Here is a 15,968-nt window from a genome sequence, read left to right as displayed (position 1 = left end):
GGCCGCCCCCACGCGACAACGGGGCCTCAGGATTTGCGCGACGTGTAGACGTGCTCACGCAGCAAGGCCTGGATCAGCGCTGCTCGGTCGGGAAAGCCGAGCGACACCGCCACGTCCGCCTCGTCCCGGTCGGGTGCGCCGGCCTGCATCGCGGGCAGGTATCTCGCCATCAGCTCGCCCTCGCTGAGGCCATAGTCCGCCGGACTGCCACCGCCGTCGAGTTCCGTCTGCTTCAGCACGTCGCATTTGTCGCGCGCGCGCGCCAGCAGATCCTCGAAATGGCCGTCGATCCGCGCCCAGTCGGCCAGCGCATTCAGGGCCGAGCCGTTGAGCCCCTTCCTGAACGATCGAATGCGCGCCTCGTCCAGCATCAGCTCCAGAAATTCCGACCGGGTCAGGCGGTTGCGCGCGATCCATGCCTCGAGCTCGGCCGGGTCCATCAAATCCCTGCTCTGCCGAAACCGGATGATCTCCGCGCTCAGCGCTTGGGCGTCGACCCTGATGCCGCGGCGCTTCGCCTCCGATGCCGCGAGAAATCGCGCGATCGCCTTGTCGGACAGGTCGCTGCCGCGCACGGCCAGCAGGCGCAGCTCGTCCAGCAGGTGCGGCGTTCCGTCCGGCATCACCGTCTCGCGCGCTGCGGCCGCCGAACGCTGCGCGTCCTGCATCAGGCCGTCCCATAGCTGGGTGTGCTCGAAGGCGTAATCGACCGCCTTGGGCACCGTGTCTCCGGCAAACCGGCGCCGCATCGTCTGCAGCATCTCCAGCGCATCCTCGCGCTTCTGGTCGACGCGGTGATCCGGCAGCCACGCCTCCAGCGCGTCGATCTCCTGCGCGGCCAGGCTGCCGTCGGACCGCGCGCCCTGCAGCAGCGCCGGGTAGCTGCGCTCGGGATAGAAGCTCGCCTTGCCGAGCGCCTCCAGGACCAGGCGGGACGCCTCCGAGATCACGCCATGGTCGACCGCCTTCTGCAGGGTGAAGCGGATGTTGACCAGCGGCTCGGACAGCGCGGGAAAGCCGAGCTCAGCCGGTCCGTGAATCAGGGCGACCTCGTCGTCGGCCTCGAACACGCCGTCGCGATACGCCGCGAACACCTTGCCGACGCCTTCCATGCCGAACGCGTGCAGCTCGGCCGCGCGCAGCGCGCCCATGCTGGCGCTGCCGAACACGTGGATGCCGTTGGCCATCGCCCACAGGATCTCCTTGTGCCACACCGAGGGCACCTGCTCGAAATAGCCGTCGATGATTCCGATCGCCGCAGGCTTCGCCAGCGCGGCACGATAGACGTCGCCCTGCTGCACCGGCGGGAGATACTCGGCCTCCAATTCGAGCGCCGCGTCGCGCGGATGCAGCGTCGGCCCGGTGAATACGATGCACGTCATAGCGGATGCCCCGATGGCTGATGCCGCGAGATCTGATCGCCGGCGAACGCCCGCGCTCTGCGCCCCGGGCTGTAGTCAGGATTCTTGTCGAAGGTTTCGAGCCCCGGAATGATGATCCTCACCACGGGGATCTCGAACCTGCTCTTGGTGAGATCGACCGCAATCACCTGCCGGACACCGGCGGATTGCAGCCGTTCGAGAACCACGGCGAGATCATCGTTGAACGTCTCCGCTGCCAGCGACGGAGTTTCGCGCAGGCTTCGCGTCGGCGGGCTGTTTCGCAGCAGCGCCCGCTGCTCGCCGAGAAACTGTGCGGCCAATGCCTTCTCGTCATATTCCTCGCGGAACACGTCGTCGCGCGCGCCCGCGATCAGCGTCAGCCGGCTCTGCGCGGCTTCCGTCAGCGCCCGCAGGAAGGCGATCTCTGGCGACAGATGCGCGCCCATGCCCAACGCCGCGTAGAGATCCCGCCCCAGCTCCTCGTCACGATCGAAGATCAGGCACTGGCAGGCGGCGAGCCCGACATCGGAGCTGATGTCCCACGCCACGACCTCGAGGCCCGCGCGCTCGCACATCTCCAGGAGCCGCCGGTTGCCTTCGTCCTGAACCGTCTCGAGCGCGACGCGCCGGCTCTGCTGCTCGTCCGGACTGCGGAGGTGCCAGAGCGTGGTCGCATCGCGCTCCACGACCTCGCAGATGCCGTGCAGGACCGCCTCGATCAGCTGGTTGCCGGACGCCAGCCCGTTCGACGACGAGATGAAGCTGCCGGCCGGCATCTCCGGCCGCGAGGTCGACAGGTTCACCATCTCGAACGGCACCCAGACGTCGGCATCGGCCATGAGATCGCGCCCTTCGATCCACAGCATCTGCAGATCGGGATGGAAACGCCCGCCGGCGATCAGCGGCAAGTCCGCCACGTCGACCACCTCATGGTCGCTGATCAGCTCGGCATAGGTCGCAAGCTTCAGCGGCAATGTGATCGTCTCGGCGTGAAACAGCTCGATCGATTCCATCACGCCCGACGCCTTCGCAGCATCCAGGGTCAGCCCCTTGCCCTGCGACACCGAGACCGAGCGCGAGTTCGGCCGGCAGACCATGGTGACGGGAATGCCGACGCGGTCGAGACCCGTGACGTCAGCAATGCGCGTGATTCCCATTTCTCCCAGGAACGGACGCACCCGCTCGACCGTCTGCGACGGCGGCACCGACCGCTGAGTTCCCCATCGAAAGCTCTTCGGGACCGGACGCGCCAGACGATCCCGATGCAGTGCCGTTCCATTCGCCATCCGCAGCCTCCACACTCAACCGCCGCTGACGTCGTCGCATCAGCCCGCACGGCGGACATCGGCAAAGGCGCCGACCACGACGTTCTGCATCTCCTCGATCGTCTTCTGCACGTCGGCGTCGACCACCGACGAAAACTCCGCGATGCTGTCGAGCAGCGGCTGCCTGCAGAAGCCGCGTAGGCAGAGCTGGATGCGCTTCATCGCGACGCCCTGCTCGAACGCGCCGGACTGCATCGCCAGGCTCCAGAAGTGCAGCAGGCCGTACCAGACGAAACAGGCCTGTAAAAAAGACGGAAACGGCAGCCGGCTGCCGCTCCAGGGCGAGGTGATGCGCGGCAGCGAGCCCTTCGCCGTCGAATCGAGGAACCAGGGCTGTTCCTGCTCCTGCATGTAGAGCAGCGCGTGGATGCCCTCATGGACGAGCGCATCGGCGATGTGGGATTCGTCGATCTCGGGAAGATGCGGGTTGGCGAGGAAGGTGCGGCCGATGTAGTAGCCGTTCGATCCTGACGAGAAGCTGCCCGGGCTCTCCGGATCCTTCTGCAGGATGAGCGCGATGTTGAAGCGCGCGACGAAGCGGGGAAGCCCCGCTTCGGTCCGTTCGAGCGCATCCCGGGACCGGTGCAGCAGATCGTGCAGCCGGTCGATTTCGTCCTCGGAGAACGGCGGGCGCTGCGGCGGGACCGGCCGGTCCTGGCCGGACAGATCCACCTTGACCGCATGCGGGCTGCCGTAATCGGTCACGGGCATGCCCTCGATCTGCGGCCAGATGCAGGCGCCGTCACGCCGATAGCCGCGATCGCCGAGCGCGGTCCACAGCTCCCGATCGGCGGTGATCTCGAGTCCCTGGCGCAAGGCCTCAGCCACGAATGAATCGCGCAGAAATCGTCCCTTGTCCTCGGCGTACCGGCCCGGCGCCGACAGCAGACGGAACGAGGTCTCGGGGGCATCGAGAACCCGCATGAAGCCGTCGTCCGCCACGCGATCCATCAGGCTGCGCAGTTCGTCCCCGCCCGCAGGGTCGTCGCGGCCGATCTCGCCGAGGGCTTCGCCCAGCTTCTGCGCGAGCCGGTCGCCATAGGTCGCAAGCACGCCGTCACACACCGCCTCGTAGTCATTCCAGCGCAGAACGTCAGGCATCAGGGTGATCGTCATCGTGCGCACTCCTTCCACGTTCCACTCTCGACCACGCCGCCTTGCAGCAGGCCCGCGCGACAGCGCGCATAAGTCGGCGATCGAGGTCCGACCTCAGCCGATGGCCGGAGATTCCTGCTGCAGCCCCACCGCCCGCCGCAGGGCGGTGTCGAGGAGATGAGCCCGGCGCAGCTTGGTTTCCTCCACCGACGTTCCCAGCCGCTCGCGGACGTGATCGAACAGTTTCAGGAGATCGGCGCACCACACCGTCGGATTGTTGAAGCCCGTCCGCGATGCATAGCGATGCGGAAGATAGCCGCCGGCACACGTGTCGCGCTCGCGGCACGCGCGACAGCCGTCGGGCAGCGGCATGCCCTCGAACACCGCCGCACGATGGAATTCGCCGGCGTGCCGGACGTCCATGAAGTCGGACGTCCGCACATTCAGGCCGGTGCGCGCGGCGCCGTCGTAGCAGACCCGCAGCACATCCAGCCCTTCGATCTCGCCATCGGTGTTGACGAACAGGAAGGTCAGCGGCTGGTTGCCGAGCATGTCGATGCGGCTCTCCCCGCCCTGGACCAGCCAAGCGATGTTCCAGAAGATCTTGATCCGGAGATCCAGCGTGCCGTCCCGCCACCAATCCTCGAAGATCGGGATCAGGAAATCGGCACAGGGTGTCGGTCCATACCGGTCGCGAACCGCCGCGATGGTGTCGTGGGTGAAATCCGGCAGCAGATAGTCGATGGAGGCCGGGCCCAGGCTCGTCAGATGGCGATGCACCGCGGCACCGCTCGCCCCGAGCTGGATCACCGACAGGAAGCGCAGCGGAATCCCGGCGCGGCGCAGCACGGCAAGGCCCTGCTCGACATCGCGATAGGAGCCACGCCCGGCATGATCGACGCGCAAGGCATCATGCACCTCGGGGGTTCCGTCGATGCTGATCCCGAGATCGATGTCGAACCTCTTGATGATCTCGGCCCAGCCGTCGTCGAGCAGCGTGCCGTTGGTCTGCATGCAGAGCTGCACCCGCGCGACGCCCGACAGCCCCTCCTTGATCTTCCGGCACCATGAGCTGAACCGCTCCTGCTTGACCAGGCACGGCTCGCCGCCATGAAAGGTGATCGTCAGATAGCTCTGACCCGTTGCCTGGCAATGGCGGCGGATGCGGTCGATCGCGATCTCGACGACCTCATCATCCATGATCGCGGGCCGCTCTCTCCACGTGCTGTCGCCCTTGTTGTAGACGTAGCAATAGGAGCAGTTCAGATTGCAGCGCGACGCGACCTTGAACACGAAGTGAAGATGGGGACCGTCGTTCATTGGTACGCAATCTCGGCGGTGCGATCGACGAAGATGCGGCCGTCCTCGGTCAGGAACGGCCGGGCACCGTCCAGTACGACCTGCGCCTCCTTGAGCTTGGTCAGCATATTGGCAAGCTCGGCCTGATACTCGGCTGATCCGCCGAACCCTTGCTTCTCGGCCTCACGATAGAAGGCGCAGATATAGGCGATGGCGTGAAAGGCCAGCAGGATCCCGCGCAAGGGCCGCGGCTCCGGCCGCAACGGCGATGCGTAGCGCCCCTGGTGCTGCGGATCCACCAGGGGTCCCGACGCCTCCGCCATGAACAGATGCAGATGCGCGGATTCGTGGACGATGGCCTCCATCACCTGCATCAGGCCGCCGAACAGGTCGGCGTAAACCATCCCGGGCACATCGGCTTGCGACCCGCTGCGGAAATAGGATCGCTCGCTGCTGCGCAGGGGGATCAGGACCCGCGTCACATCGGACACCCAATTCACGCACTCGGGAAACTTCTTCGCGGCGGTCACGAGGATCTCGAGCGCGTTCGTCACCTCGCGCGTCATCCGGGCCTGCTCGTCGGCCGAGAGATCGGTGTGCTCGGCCCAGGTGTCGGGAATCGGAAATCCGAGGGAGTGGCACCCCACGTCGACCGATATGTCGTAGGGCCATTCCTTCATCGGGAGCAGCCCAGCGAGCTCGTTCAGGTCATAGCTGCCGGCCTCGATCCGGTAGCCTCCGACCGGCGACCACAAGGTCAGCGGCTCCGGCGTCGTCAGCGAGGTGGATGCGGTCGGCGCATTCGCCGCCGTCCAGATCGCCACCTGCAGATCACGCTGCGGGCTCTTGTCATGCCCTTCATAGGTGATGGAGTTCATGCAGGGATGACGAAGCCAGTCCGCTTCACGCGCGTTGGCTTCGATGAGCGACGCCTTGAGCGGCTCGCAGTCGAGGCCGAGGCGATCCTCCGGCTGCCATCTCAGGATCCTGTCGTTGAATTTTTCATGCCAGGCAGATTTCGACGGTCGCCAGGTCCACGCGTCACTCATGATCGAGCATGCCTCCGGAAATACGCCAACGAAGCCGGCCGCAAGCTGTCCCGCCGTCAGACAGGACCGCAACCGATGCCGGAATCAAGAGCAGCTATCAGGAAAGGTCACGCTGATGACGGCGACCATTGCCCGTCATCCGCACCAGCGAGTCGCGGGCGGGCCCACGACACGTCACGTCGGAAAGATCCGACATCGCAGGCCCGCTTCGCTCCGTCTGAGCCGAACGATCGATCCATTCACCTGACCGATTTCGGCGCGCCCCCCGCCTGCGGCACGCTAAATTGACCCTTGAGGTCCTTCACCGCCCGTACCTGCGTGAGACGCTCCGCAAGAGCCCCCAACACCGCGGGATCGTTGGCGATTTCACGTTCCATCTCGTCCGGACGCTCCATCGCCGCAAGGCGGCTGAAGACGATGCCGCGCGAGAATGGATTGGTCTTGCTGAAGATCGCTCCACGCGAGAATGGAACGCCTTCTGCCATGATGTCGATCTTCAGAGACGCGCGTGCGATCTCTGAGTCGACTACGGATTTCAGCGCCAGATCGACCTTCTTGCGCATTTCCGCCGGATCGCGATCAGCCATTCCTATACTCCCAGTCGGTTGAGAACCGCCATCGTTCAGAAAGGAAATAGCAACGTCCCGGTACAAGCTCTGTGATCTCGCGCCCTGAACTCACAGAACCTGAAGCAATGTAGCTGTGCTAAGCACTTCGCTCAGGCTGTCCCAATTCGCCAGTCGTCGAAGCCAGAAAAAAACTAACATGAAGCTAGTTCTTTAACAATAGAGTAGTTTGTCAGATACACCTGTTGATTGCTCGAATGAGCGACGCACTGCGGTCGTCTCAGGCCGGCAGTGACCACGCGTGATGACGTCTTGCGCTCTCGGATGTCACCCGCCAGGCATATTGTCGCACCTCATTCCGCGGCAGCGCACATTCTCGCGTAGCTCATGAAGCTCGACGTGCATATGGAAAGCAAAAGGCCCGCGCTCATCGCACGGGCCCTGCCAGTCCACTTTCGTGCCTGATCGCGGCGGTGCCGCTGCACGCGGCCGCGAGCCTCACGCCGCCAGCGTATTCTCCACCACCTTGATGAAGAACGAGGTGCCGTAGACGATCGCCTCGTCATTGAAGTTGTAGGCGGGGTGATGCAGGCCGGCGCTGTCGCCATTGCCGACGAAGATGAAGGCGCCGGGGCGCGCCTCGAGCATGTAGGCGAAGTCCTCGCCGCCCATCATCGGCGGCATCTCGTGCACATTGGCGTCGCCCGCGACCTCCTTGGCGGCGCGGATCGCGATCTCGGTCTGCTCGGCGTGATTGATGACGACAGGATAGCCGCGTGCATAGTTCAGGTCGATCTTGGCGCCGGTCATCTGGGCGACGCCGGTCACGACCTCGCGCACGCGCTTCTCCATCAGCTCACGCACCTTCGGCGTCAGCGTCCGCACGGTGCCGCGCAGCACCGCGCTCTGCGGAATCACATTGCGGGCATTGCCGGCGTGGAACTCGCAGATCGACAGCACCGCGGCCTCCAGCGGGTCGACGCTGCGCGACACGATCTGCTGCAGCGCGGTGACAAGCTGGGCGCCGACCAGAAGGGAGTCGATGCAATTGTGCGGCTTGGCGGCATGACCGCCATGGCCCTCGATCGTGATGTCGACCGCATCGGTCGATGCCATCAGCGGCCCCTGGCGAATGGCAAACGCGCCGACCGGCAGGCCGGGCCCGTTGTGCATTCCGTAAACCTGGTCGATCTTGAAACGGTCGATCAGCCCGTCCTTGATCATCGCGTCCGCACCGCCGCCGCCCTCCTCGGCGGGCTGGAAGATCACCGCGACCTCGCCGGCGAAGTTGCGGGTCTCGGCGAGATAGCGCGCGGCGCCGAGCAGCATCGCGGTGTGACCGTCGTGGCCGCAGGCATGCATCATGCCCGGGGTCTTCGAGGCATAGGGCAGCCCGGTCGCCTCCTCGATCGGCAGCGCGTCCATGTCGGCGCGCAGTCCGAGCACCTTCACCTCGCCGTGGCCGGGCTTGCGGCCCTTGATGACGCCGACCACGCCGGTCTTGCCGAGGCCCGTCACGACCTCATCGCAGCCGAACTCGCGCAGCCGCTCGGTGACGAAGGCCGCCGTCCGGTGCACGTCGTAGAGCAGCTCCGGATGCGAATGGATATCCCGCCTCCAGGCCTGGATATCGGGCTGCAGATCGGCGACGCGGTTGACGATGGGCATGGGGAATCTCGTAACTCCGGTGGGACTTTGCGCCTGTTTAGCATGCAAAAGCCGCACCGCCCAAGATAAGGGCTGCGCCCGTCTCATGGCTCGGTCAACCAGCCATGAACGTGGCGCTTGTCCGGCCCCGTCTGAGCTGACTAAAAGCTGGCAACGATGGGAAGGGAATGCCGATGCCGAGACAGCTCGAGGGGGATTACGACTATATCGTGGTGGGCGCCGGCACCGCCGGCTGCATCCTCGCCAACCGGCTGTCGGCCGATCCGAAGCGCCGCGTCCTGATTCTCGAGGCCGGCGGCAATGACAACTGGATCTGGTTCCATATTCCGGTCGGCTACCTCTTCGCGATCGGCAATCCGCGCTCGGACTGGATGTTTCGCACCGAGGCCGAGCCGGGGCTGAACGGCCGCTCGCTGGCCTACCCCCGCGGCAAGGTGATCGGCGGCTGCTCGGCGATCAACGCCATGATCTCGATGCGCGGCCAGGCCGCTGACTACGACCATTGGCGCCAGCTCGGTCTCGCCGGTTGGAGCTATGCCGACGTGCTCCCGGTGTTCAAACGGCTGGAGGATCATTTTCTCGGCGAGAGCGAGCATCACGGCACCGGCGGCGGCTGGCGCATCGAGGCGCCCCGGCTGTCCTGGGCGGTGCTGGACGCGGTCGGCGATGCCGCCGAGCAGATGGGCCTCCGCCGCATCCCCGACTTCAATACCGGCGACAATGAAGGCATCAGCTATTTCCACGTCAACCAGAAGCGCGGCCGGCGCTGGTCTTCCGCGCGGGGCTTCCTCAAGCCGGCGCTGAACCGGCCGAACCTGCGGCTCGAAACCAACGTCCTCGTCGACCGCCTGATCGTCGAGAACGGCCGCGCCGTCGGCGTGCGCTACCGGCAGAACGGCGAGACCATCGAGGCGCGCAGCAGGGGCGAGGTGATCCTCAGCGCCGGCTCGATCGGCTCGGTGCAGGTGTTGCAGCGCTCGGGCATCGGCCCGGCCGACTGGCTCGGCGAGCTCGGCATCGATGTCGTCCTCGACAGACCGGGCGTGGGACGCAACCTGCAGGACCATCTGCAGCAGCGCGCGATCTACAAGGTCACGGGCGTGAAGACGCTGAACGAGACGTACTACTCGCTGGTGCGGCGCGGCCTGATGGGGCTCGACTACGCGTTCCGGCGCCGCGGGCCGCTGACCATGGCCCCGTCGCAGCTCGGCATCTTCACGCGCTCGGATGCGACGCGCGACCGCGCCAACATCCAGTTCCACGTGCAGCCGCTGTCGCTCGACAAGTTCGGCGATCCCCTGCATCGCTTTCCCGCGATCACGGTCAGCGCCTGCAACCTGCGTCCGACCTCGCGCGGCACGGTCCGGATCAGGTCGGCGGGGATAGACGAGGCGCCATCGATCGCGCCGAACTACCTGGCGACCGAGGACGACCGCCAGGTGGCGGCCGACGCCATCCGCGTCACCCGCCGGCTGATGAAGCAGAATGCGCTCGCCGCCTACAGGCCGGAGGAATATCTGCCCGGCCCATCCGTCGGCGATGACGACGCGGCGCTGGCCAAGGCCGCCGGTGACATCGGCACGACGATCTTTCATCCGGTCGGCACGGCGAAGATGGGCTCCCCTGATGATCCGATGGCCGTGGTCGACGAGCGGCTGCGCTTTCGCGGCATCGAACGGCTGCGCGTCGCCGATGCCTCGATCATGCCGACCATCACGTCAGGCAACACCAACACGCCGACGGCGATGATCGCGGAGAAGGCGGCGTCGATGATCTTGGAGGATGGGCGCTAGGCGCTCACGTCCAGCAACCACCGCTGCCGTCATTGGGAGCGAAGCGGCGAACCGAAGCAATCCAGAGCCTCGTCCCCACTCTGGATTGCTTCGTCGGCTTCGCTCGCAATGACACCATCAATGAACGGTGGCCTTTGACGTCAGAGAGGTTCAGCTTCAAATGATCCGCGCCACCAGCGGAACCCGGCGCAACAGTGCTGCTGCGAGCCAGCTCACCGACAGCGTGCCGATCAGCACGATCGCGAACTTCACTCCCGCCGGCCACGCCGGGTCGTAGACCAGATATTGCAGCCACAGCAGCGGCAGGAAGTGCAGCAGGTAGATGCCGTAGGCCGACGGCTGCAGGCGATCCATCAGCGTCAGCGGCGCCTTCGCCCAGCGCAGGAAGAAGGTCGGCACGCCGAACGCCATCGCGGCGCAGAAGCTCGCCACCGCCATGCCATAGGCCGCGCGCCACCACGGTGGCGGGGAATCGAAATCGGCGATCCAGTTGTGATGCGCGTAGGCCAGCAACAGGATCGCGCCATAGCAGCCGTAGGAAAGACCGAACCAGGTCCACCAGCGCCGCACCAGCGCGCCGTCGGCTGCGAACGGCCCCGTCCGCAGCCCGGCTGCGCCGATCGCGACGCCGCCGACGAAGAAGGCCGGATAGAGCAGCACCCGGCTCGCCTGCAGCGGCAGCGGAAAATGTCCGGGCATGAACCAGAATCCGTCACCGAAGCCGAGATGCGGCGGCAGATAGACCAGGTTGGCGATCACGAGGAAGATCAGGAAGCCAGTGAGCGGATAGTGCAGCACCATTCCGGCCCAACGCCCGAGTGCGCCGACCGCCTGCGGTGCCAGGACCCAGACGAACGCAGCCAGCATATCAAACCCCAGCAGTACGCCGAGAAACCAGGCCGAGCCGGACGGCCACGGCCCCTCTCTGATCATCCGCCACCACACCGCGCTGAACTGATCCTCCGCCACGTAGTAGCGGTAGTAGGCGATCGGCATGATCACGAAGATCGACACCATATAGGGCACGCCGAGCCGCAGCGCACGGCGCCCGACATAGTCCGACGCGCCCCTGCCCGCCAGGCTTGTCGGCACGAACAGGCCGGAGATGAAGAACATGCACGACATGAAGTAGCTGTCGTTGAACAGCGCGACGAGATCGAAGCCGAGCCAGTGCATGCGGTCGCCGCCCTGGCCGAAATCGGTGTAGTTGATAGCGGAGTGATAGAGCACGACCGAGAGCGTGATGAAGGTCCTGGCGCGGTCGAGCGGCACGATCCGATCGCGCGACGTCTCGGTTCGTTGCAGGGTCGGGGTCACGCGCTCATGCATCGACGTCGCATCCAGTCCATCAGCCGCCCCTCGGCGGCGCGCGCCGCTCATATCATTCGCCCGGCCCTGCGCCGACATCCTGCGTGACCAGGTGAGCCGTCGGCCATTGCCGCCATGATCACGAACACGTCATCGCGTTTCGATCGCGAGAAGCCGGGAATAAAACCGGGCCGCGACCGCTCTTCTCACCCGCAAGCCCGATGACGGGCAACGGGAGATGACGATGAGCCTTGGTGATCATGACGAGAACGGCGTCAGCCGCCGCAAGGTGCTGGAGTGCATGACATGGGCGGGCACGGGCGTGCTCTGGACGCTGTCGGGCGGCGTGCCACGTTCGCTCGGCCTGGTCGACGCGGCGCGGGCGGCCGAGCAGCCCGCCTCCGGCCTGACCTTCCTGCAGATCAGCGACAGCCATGTCGGCTTCGACAAGCCGGCCAATCCCAACGCGACCGGCACGCTCGAGGAGGCCGTCAACCGCATCAAGGCGATGCCGGTGAAGCCGGCCTTCATGATCCATACCGGCGACATCTCGCATCTGTCGAAGGCAGCCGAGTTCGACGATGCCGACCGCATCATCTCGCAGTCCAGGCTCGACGTGCACTACGTGCCGGGCGAGCACGACTTCCTCGACGAGGACGTCAAGCTCTACAAGGAGCGCTACGGCAAGGGCACGCGCGGTGCCGGCTGGTATTCGTTCGATGCCAATGGCGTGCACTTCGTCGGGCTCGTCAACGTGGTCGATCTCAAGGCCGGCGGGCTCGGCAATCTCGGCGCCGAGCAGCTTGCCTGGCTCGAGCAGGATCTCAAGGGCCGCTCGAAATCGACGCCGATCGTTGTGTTCGCGCACATCCCGCTGTGGACGGTGTATCCGCAATGGGGCTGGGGGACCGAGGATGGCGGGCGCGCGCTCGACAGCCTGAAGGGCTTCGGCTCGGTGACGGTGCTGAACGGCCATATCCATCAGGTGATGCAGAAGGTCGAAGGCAACGTCACCTTCCATACCGCGCGCTCGACCGCCTTTCCGCAGCCGGCGCCGGGCACGGCGCCCTCGCCCGGCCCGATGAAGGTCGAGGACGCCAGGCTGCGCAGCCTGCTCGGCATTGCCAGCATCGACTTCAAGGTCGGGGCCGAGCGGCTCGCGATCATCGACACGCCGCTTGCGGGCTGAGGGACGAAAACGCGATGATCCAGCCTGTTCTTCGCGGTGCCGGCTTGGCCGCCGTACTGCTTGTTTGCGCCACGCCGCTGCGCGCCGAGACCATCAAGGTCACGATCGACAATTTCACCTTCACCCCGACCGAAGTGACGGTGAAGGTCGGCGACACCGTCACCTGGACCAACCACGACGACATTCCGCACACGGTGGTGTCGGCCGGGAAATACCGATCGAAAACGCTCGACACCGACGACAGCTTCTCCTTCACGTTCGCAGCCGCCGGCGACTACAAATATTTCTGTTCGCTGCATCCGCACATGACGGGGCTGGTCAAGGTTGAGTAGCATCGCGAACCAGGGCATGAGCATCGTCGGATGGGCCGGTCGGCGGCGTACCGCCGGCCGCGCCGTGCGACCGCGAACCGGGCCGGAGACCTCGCCGGTGACGACAGCCAGTGACGATCCCGAGAAGGCGCGACGCTTCCGCGAGGCGGCGCTGCCCTATCTCGACGATGTCTACACGCTGGCGCGCTATCTGCTGCGCAACGCCGCCGATGCGGAAGACGCGGTGCAGGAATGCTACCTGCGCGCGCTGAAGCATTTCGACACCTATCGCGGCCCGGCGATGAAACCGTGGCTGTTCGCGATCCTGCGCAATGTCTGCCACGCCGAATTCGCGCGCCGGGCCGGCGCGCCGGTCAAGGCGCTCGATGACGCGCCGGAAGCGGCCGAGCAGCCCCCGCTGTGGCAGGAGAGCGCCGAGACGCCGGAAGGCGCCGTGTTGCGGGAACGTGATGCCTCGGCGATCCGCCGGCTGATCGACACGCTGGCCGAGCCGTTTCGCGAGACGTTCGTCATGCGCGAGGTCAACAATCTGTCCTATCGCGAGATCGCGGAGGCCGCCGGCGTGCCGGTCGGCACCGTGATGTCGCGTCTTGCCCGCGCCCGCGCGATGCTGCGCGCCGCCTGGCTCGCGCAGGAGGAGCCTTAAGCCATGACCTGCGATGAAGCCGAGATCCTGATCCACGCGCTGGCCGATGGCGAGCTCGATGCCGGCCACGCTCGTGAGGTCGAAGCCCATGTTGCGACCTGTCCGCGCTGCGCCGCGGAGCTTGCTGCGATCAGACAGATGAAGCAGGCGCTCGCCGGCGCCGAGCTCACGTTCAAGGCGCCATCTGCGTTGCGCCAGCGCATCGAGGCCGCTCTGCCCGCGGCTCAGCCGTCTGCCGTGACGCCGCTAGCCGCGCCGCCGAGCCGACGCACGCTGCTGCGAGGCTTCGCCCTGGGCTCGGCGGTGTCGGCGCTGGCGGCCGCCGGCCTCGTCGCCATCGTGCTGCGCAATGACGACCAGCAGCGGATCGAGGCCGAGATCGTCTCGGCGCATCTGCGCTCGCTACAGGCCGGCCACCTCACCGACGTCATCTCGACCGACCAGCACACCGTCAAGCCCTGGTTCAACGGCAAGCTCGACGTCGCGCCGCCGGTGATCGACCTGACCGCGCAGGGCTTCACCCTCATCGGCGGGCGGCTCGATTACGTCGACGCACGCGCGATCGGCGCGGTGGTCTATCGCCGCCGCCAGCACGTGATCAATCTGTTCGTGGCGCAGACCTCGTCCACCGAGCGCCGCGCCGCACGGATGGACACGATCCAGGGCTTCAACATCCGCTCTTGGCGCGACCGCGGCCTGAGCTATTGGGCGGTCAGCGATATCGGCGCCGACGAACTCAACGAGTTCGGCGAGCGGTTCGAGCGCGCGATGGGTGCGAACAAGGAGGGGTGAAGCGCTCTTGCGCTTCAGTCATTGCGAGCGAAGCGTGCCCACGGTCTGTCCGGAGACGAACTGAAACGGTGGGCACGGCGCCACGCGCCTTTGCCCACCCAATGCGAACATCACGCCGACTTGCGGATCGCGTTGTCGACGAGGGTCTTGCCGAGCGACCAGATCGCGCCGGGGACCTTGTGGCTCTGCGCGATGACGTCGTCGAAGGCGCGCTCGATCCAGGCGCAGTCCTCTTCGGTGATGGTCAGCGGCGGCAGCAGCTTGATCGTGTGCAAGCCGTGGCCGGCGACCTGGGTCAGGATCTTGTGATCCTTGAACAGCGGCACCGTGATGAGCTGGCAGAACAGGCCCTTGTTGGCGCTCTCCAGCATGGTCCACGACGCCTTGAGGCGCAGCGATTTCGGCGGACCGAACTCGACGCCGATCATCAGTCCCTTGCCGCGCACTTCCTTGAGCAGCTCGTAGCCCGGCACCATCCGCGTCAGCGCCAGCCGCAGCTCGGCGCCGCGCTTGGCTGCGGCCTCCACCAGCTTCTCGGCCTTCATCACCTCGAGCGTGGCAATGCCGGCGGCCATCGCGAGGTCGTTCTTGGCGAAGGTCGAGCCGTGCACCACGGCGCGGTCCATGCGGTTGAAGATCTTGTCGAAGATCTGCTTGCGCGTCAGCAGCGCGCCGACCGGGACATGGCCGCCGGACAGCGCCTTCGACAGCAGCACCATGTCGGGTTCGACGTTCCAATGTTCCACCGCAAGGAACCGGCCGGTGCGGCCCATGCCGGTCTGGATCTCGTCGGCGATGAAGATGGTGCCGTATTTCTTGCAGAGCGCCGCGGCGCCGGGCAGGAACTCGTCGGAGGGCATGTTGACGCCCTTGCCCTGGATCGGCTCGACGATGAACGCTGCGATCTCGCGCGACGACAGCGCCTGCTCGAGCGCGGCCAGATCGTTGAAGGGGATCGCCGTGCAGCCCGGCAGCAGCGGCTCGAAGCCGTTGCGGAAGTTCGAATCATCGGTCAGCGACAACGCGCCGTAGGTGAGACCGTGATAGGAGTGCCCGCAATAGACGATGCCGGGCCGGCCGGTCGCGCCACGCGCGAATTTGATCGCGGCTTCCACCGTCTCGGCGCCGGAATTGGCGAAGAACACCTTGTCCAGATACGGGACATATTCCAGCAGCCGCTCGGCAAGAACGCCCGCCAAGGTCGAGACGTCGAGCTGAACGAGATTCGGCAGATCGGTGTCGAGGACGCTTTTCAGCGCGGCGCGCAGCGTCGGATGATTGCGGCCGATTGCAAAGACGCCAAAACCGCTGAGCAGGTCAAGATAACGGGCGCCATCACGATCGTAGAGATATTGCCCTTGTCCCTTCTGGAACCCAACATCATATCCAATCGTCTTTAGAACGCGGACAAGCTGCTCGTTCAGATGCCGAGAGTGCATCGTGCTGCGCTGCGCTTGGCGCTCCACAAACATCTCGGAAACGTCTAGATTGGGTTTTAGCATCGGCTACATACTTCGGTTGATG

General features: G+C 65.8%; 14 protein-coding genes. 5 read left to right on the top strand and 9 right to left on the bottom strand.

Features of this window, described 5'->3' with window-relative positions:
* Nucleotides 1-26: 26 nt before the first annotated feature.
* From QW863_RS06090 to QW863_RS06060, 7 genes are all read right to left on the bottom strand, one after another.
* Entirely contained in the window at nucleotides 27-1,382 is a 1,356-nt protein-coding gene (locus tag QW863_RS06090; RefSeq protein ID WP_315714873.1) for a TfuA-like protein, read from the bottom strand.
* A complete protein-coding gene (locus QW863_RS06085) occupies nucleotides 1,379-2,668 on the bottom strand; it encodes a YcaO-like family protein (RefSeq protein WP_315714874.1) in 1,290 nt (429 codons plus the stop codon). Before QW863_RS06085 ends, QW863_RS06090 begins: the two co-directional genes overlap by 4 nt.
* 39 nt (nucleotides 2,669-2,707) lie before the next feature.
* On the bottom strand, nucleotides 2,708-3,823 hold the full coding sequence (locus tag QW863_RS06080) for an aKG-HExxH-type peptide beta-hydroxylase (RefSeq protein WP_315714875.1): 1,116 nt from the start codon (nucleotides 3,821-3,823) through the stop codon (nucleotides 2,708-2,710).
* A gap of 93 nt (nucleotides 3,824-3,916) precedes the next feature.
* Complete coding sequence (locus tag QW863_RS06075) at nucleotides 3,917-5,122, bottom strand: radical SAM protein (RefSeq protein WP_315714876.1); 1,206 nt, start codon at nucleotides 5,120-5,122, stop codon at nucleotides 3,917-3,919.
* Nucleotides 5,119-6,150 (bottom strand): aKG-HExxH-type peptide beta-hydroxylase, encoded by a 1,032-nt coding sequence (locus QW863_RS06070; RefSeq protein ID WP_315714877.1) that lies wholly within the window; start codon nucleotides 6,148-6,150, stop codon nucleotides 5,119-5,121. The genes QW863_RS06075 and QW863_RS06070 overlap by 4 nt, the downstream gene beginning before the upstream one ends.
* Before the next feature lie 239 nt (nucleotides 6,151-6,389).
* On the bottom strand, nucleotides 6,390-6,737 hold the full coding sequence (locus QW863_RS06065; RefSeq protein ID WP_315714878.1) for a hypothetical protein: 348 nt from the start codon (nucleotides 6,735-6,737) through the stop codon (nucleotides 6,390-6,392).
* A 477-nt stretch (nucleotides 6,738-7,214) separates the two neighbouring features.
* Nucleotides 7,215-8,384, bottom strand: coding sequence for a M20 aminoacylase family protein (locus QW863_RS06060; RefSeq protein WP_315714879.1), 1,170 nt, complete (start codon nucleotides 8,382-8,384; stop codon nucleotides 7,215-7,217).
* Between the two features lie 173 nt (nucleotides 8,385-8,557).
* Here QW863_RS06060 and QW863_RS06055 point away from each other — a divergent pair, with 173 nt between their 5' ends.
* Nucleotides 8,558-10,177 carry a GMC family oxidoreductase gene (locus tag QW863_RS06055; protein WP_315714880.1) on the top strand — a complete coding sequence of 540 codons (1,620 nt, stop codon included), beginning with the start codon at nucleotides 8,558-8,560 and terminating at the stop codon, nucleotides 10,175-10,177.
* A gap of 156 nt (nucleotides 10,178-10,333) precedes the next feature.
* Here QW863_RS06055 and QW863_RS06050 read toward each other — a convergent pair whose 3' ends face one another.
* A complete protein-coding gene (locus QW863_RS06050) occupies nucleotides 10,334-11,506 on the bottom strand; it encodes an acyltransferase (RefSeq protein ID WP_315714881.1) in 1,173 nt (390 codons plus the stop codon).
* A gap of 223 nt (nucleotides 11,507-11,729) precedes the next feature.
* Here QW863_RS06050 and QW863_RS06045 point away from each other — a divergent pair, with 223 nt between their 5' ends.
* The 4 genes from QW863_RS06045 (at nucleotide 11,730) to QW863_RS06030 (ending at nucleotide 14,444) form a co-directional block, all read left to right on the top strand.
* Complete coding sequence (locus QW863_RS06045) at nucleotides 11,730-12,674, top strand: metallophosphoesterase family protein (protein WP_315714882.1); 945 nt, start codon at nucleotides 11,730-11,732, stop codon at nucleotides 12,672-12,674.
* Nucleotides 12,675-12,688: 14 nt separating this feature from the next.
* Nucleotides 12,689-13,006: a cupredoxin family copper-binding protein gene (locus QW863_RS06040; RefSeq protein ID WP_315714883.1), complete on the top strand. Its 318-nt coding sequence runs from the start codon at nucleotides 12,689-12,691 to the stop codon at nucleotides 13,004-13,006.
* Nucleotides 13,007-13,103: 97 nt separating this feature from the next.
* Entirely contained in the window at nucleotides 13,104-13,652 is a 549-nt protein-coding gene (locus QW863_RS06035) for a sigma-70 family RNA polymerase sigma factor (protein WP_315714997.1), read from the top strand.
* 3 nt (nucleotides 13,653-13,655) lie between these two features.
* Nucleotides 13,656-14,444: an anti-sigma factor gene (locus tag QW863_RS06030; protein ID WP_315714884.1), complete on the top strand. Its 789-nt coding sequence runs from the start codon at nucleotides 13,656-13,658 to the stop codon at nucleotides 14,442-14,444.
* A gap of 110 nt (nucleotides 14,445-14,554) precedes the next feature.
* Here the strand turns inward: QW863_RS06030 and hpnO are convergent, their stop codons facing one another.
* Complete coding sequence (gene hpnO, locus QW863_RS06025) at nucleotides 14,555-15,946, bottom strand: aminobacteriohopanetriol synthase HpnO (RefSeq protein ID WP_315714885.1); 1,392 nt, start codon at nucleotides 15,944-15,946, stop codon at nucleotides 14,555-14,557.
* Between the last annotated feature and the right edge of the window lie 22 nt (nucleotides 15,947-15,968).

It is taken from the genome of Bradyrhizobium sp. SZCCHNR1017 (assembly GCF_032381375.1).
In the GTDB taxonomy this organism is placed as follows: Bacteria; Pseudomonadota; Alphaproteobacteria; order Rhizobiales; family Xanthobacteraceae; genus Bradyrhizobium.
Note: the sequence above shows the minus strand (reverse complement) of the source record. Positions and strands in the feature narration are given on the sequence as shown.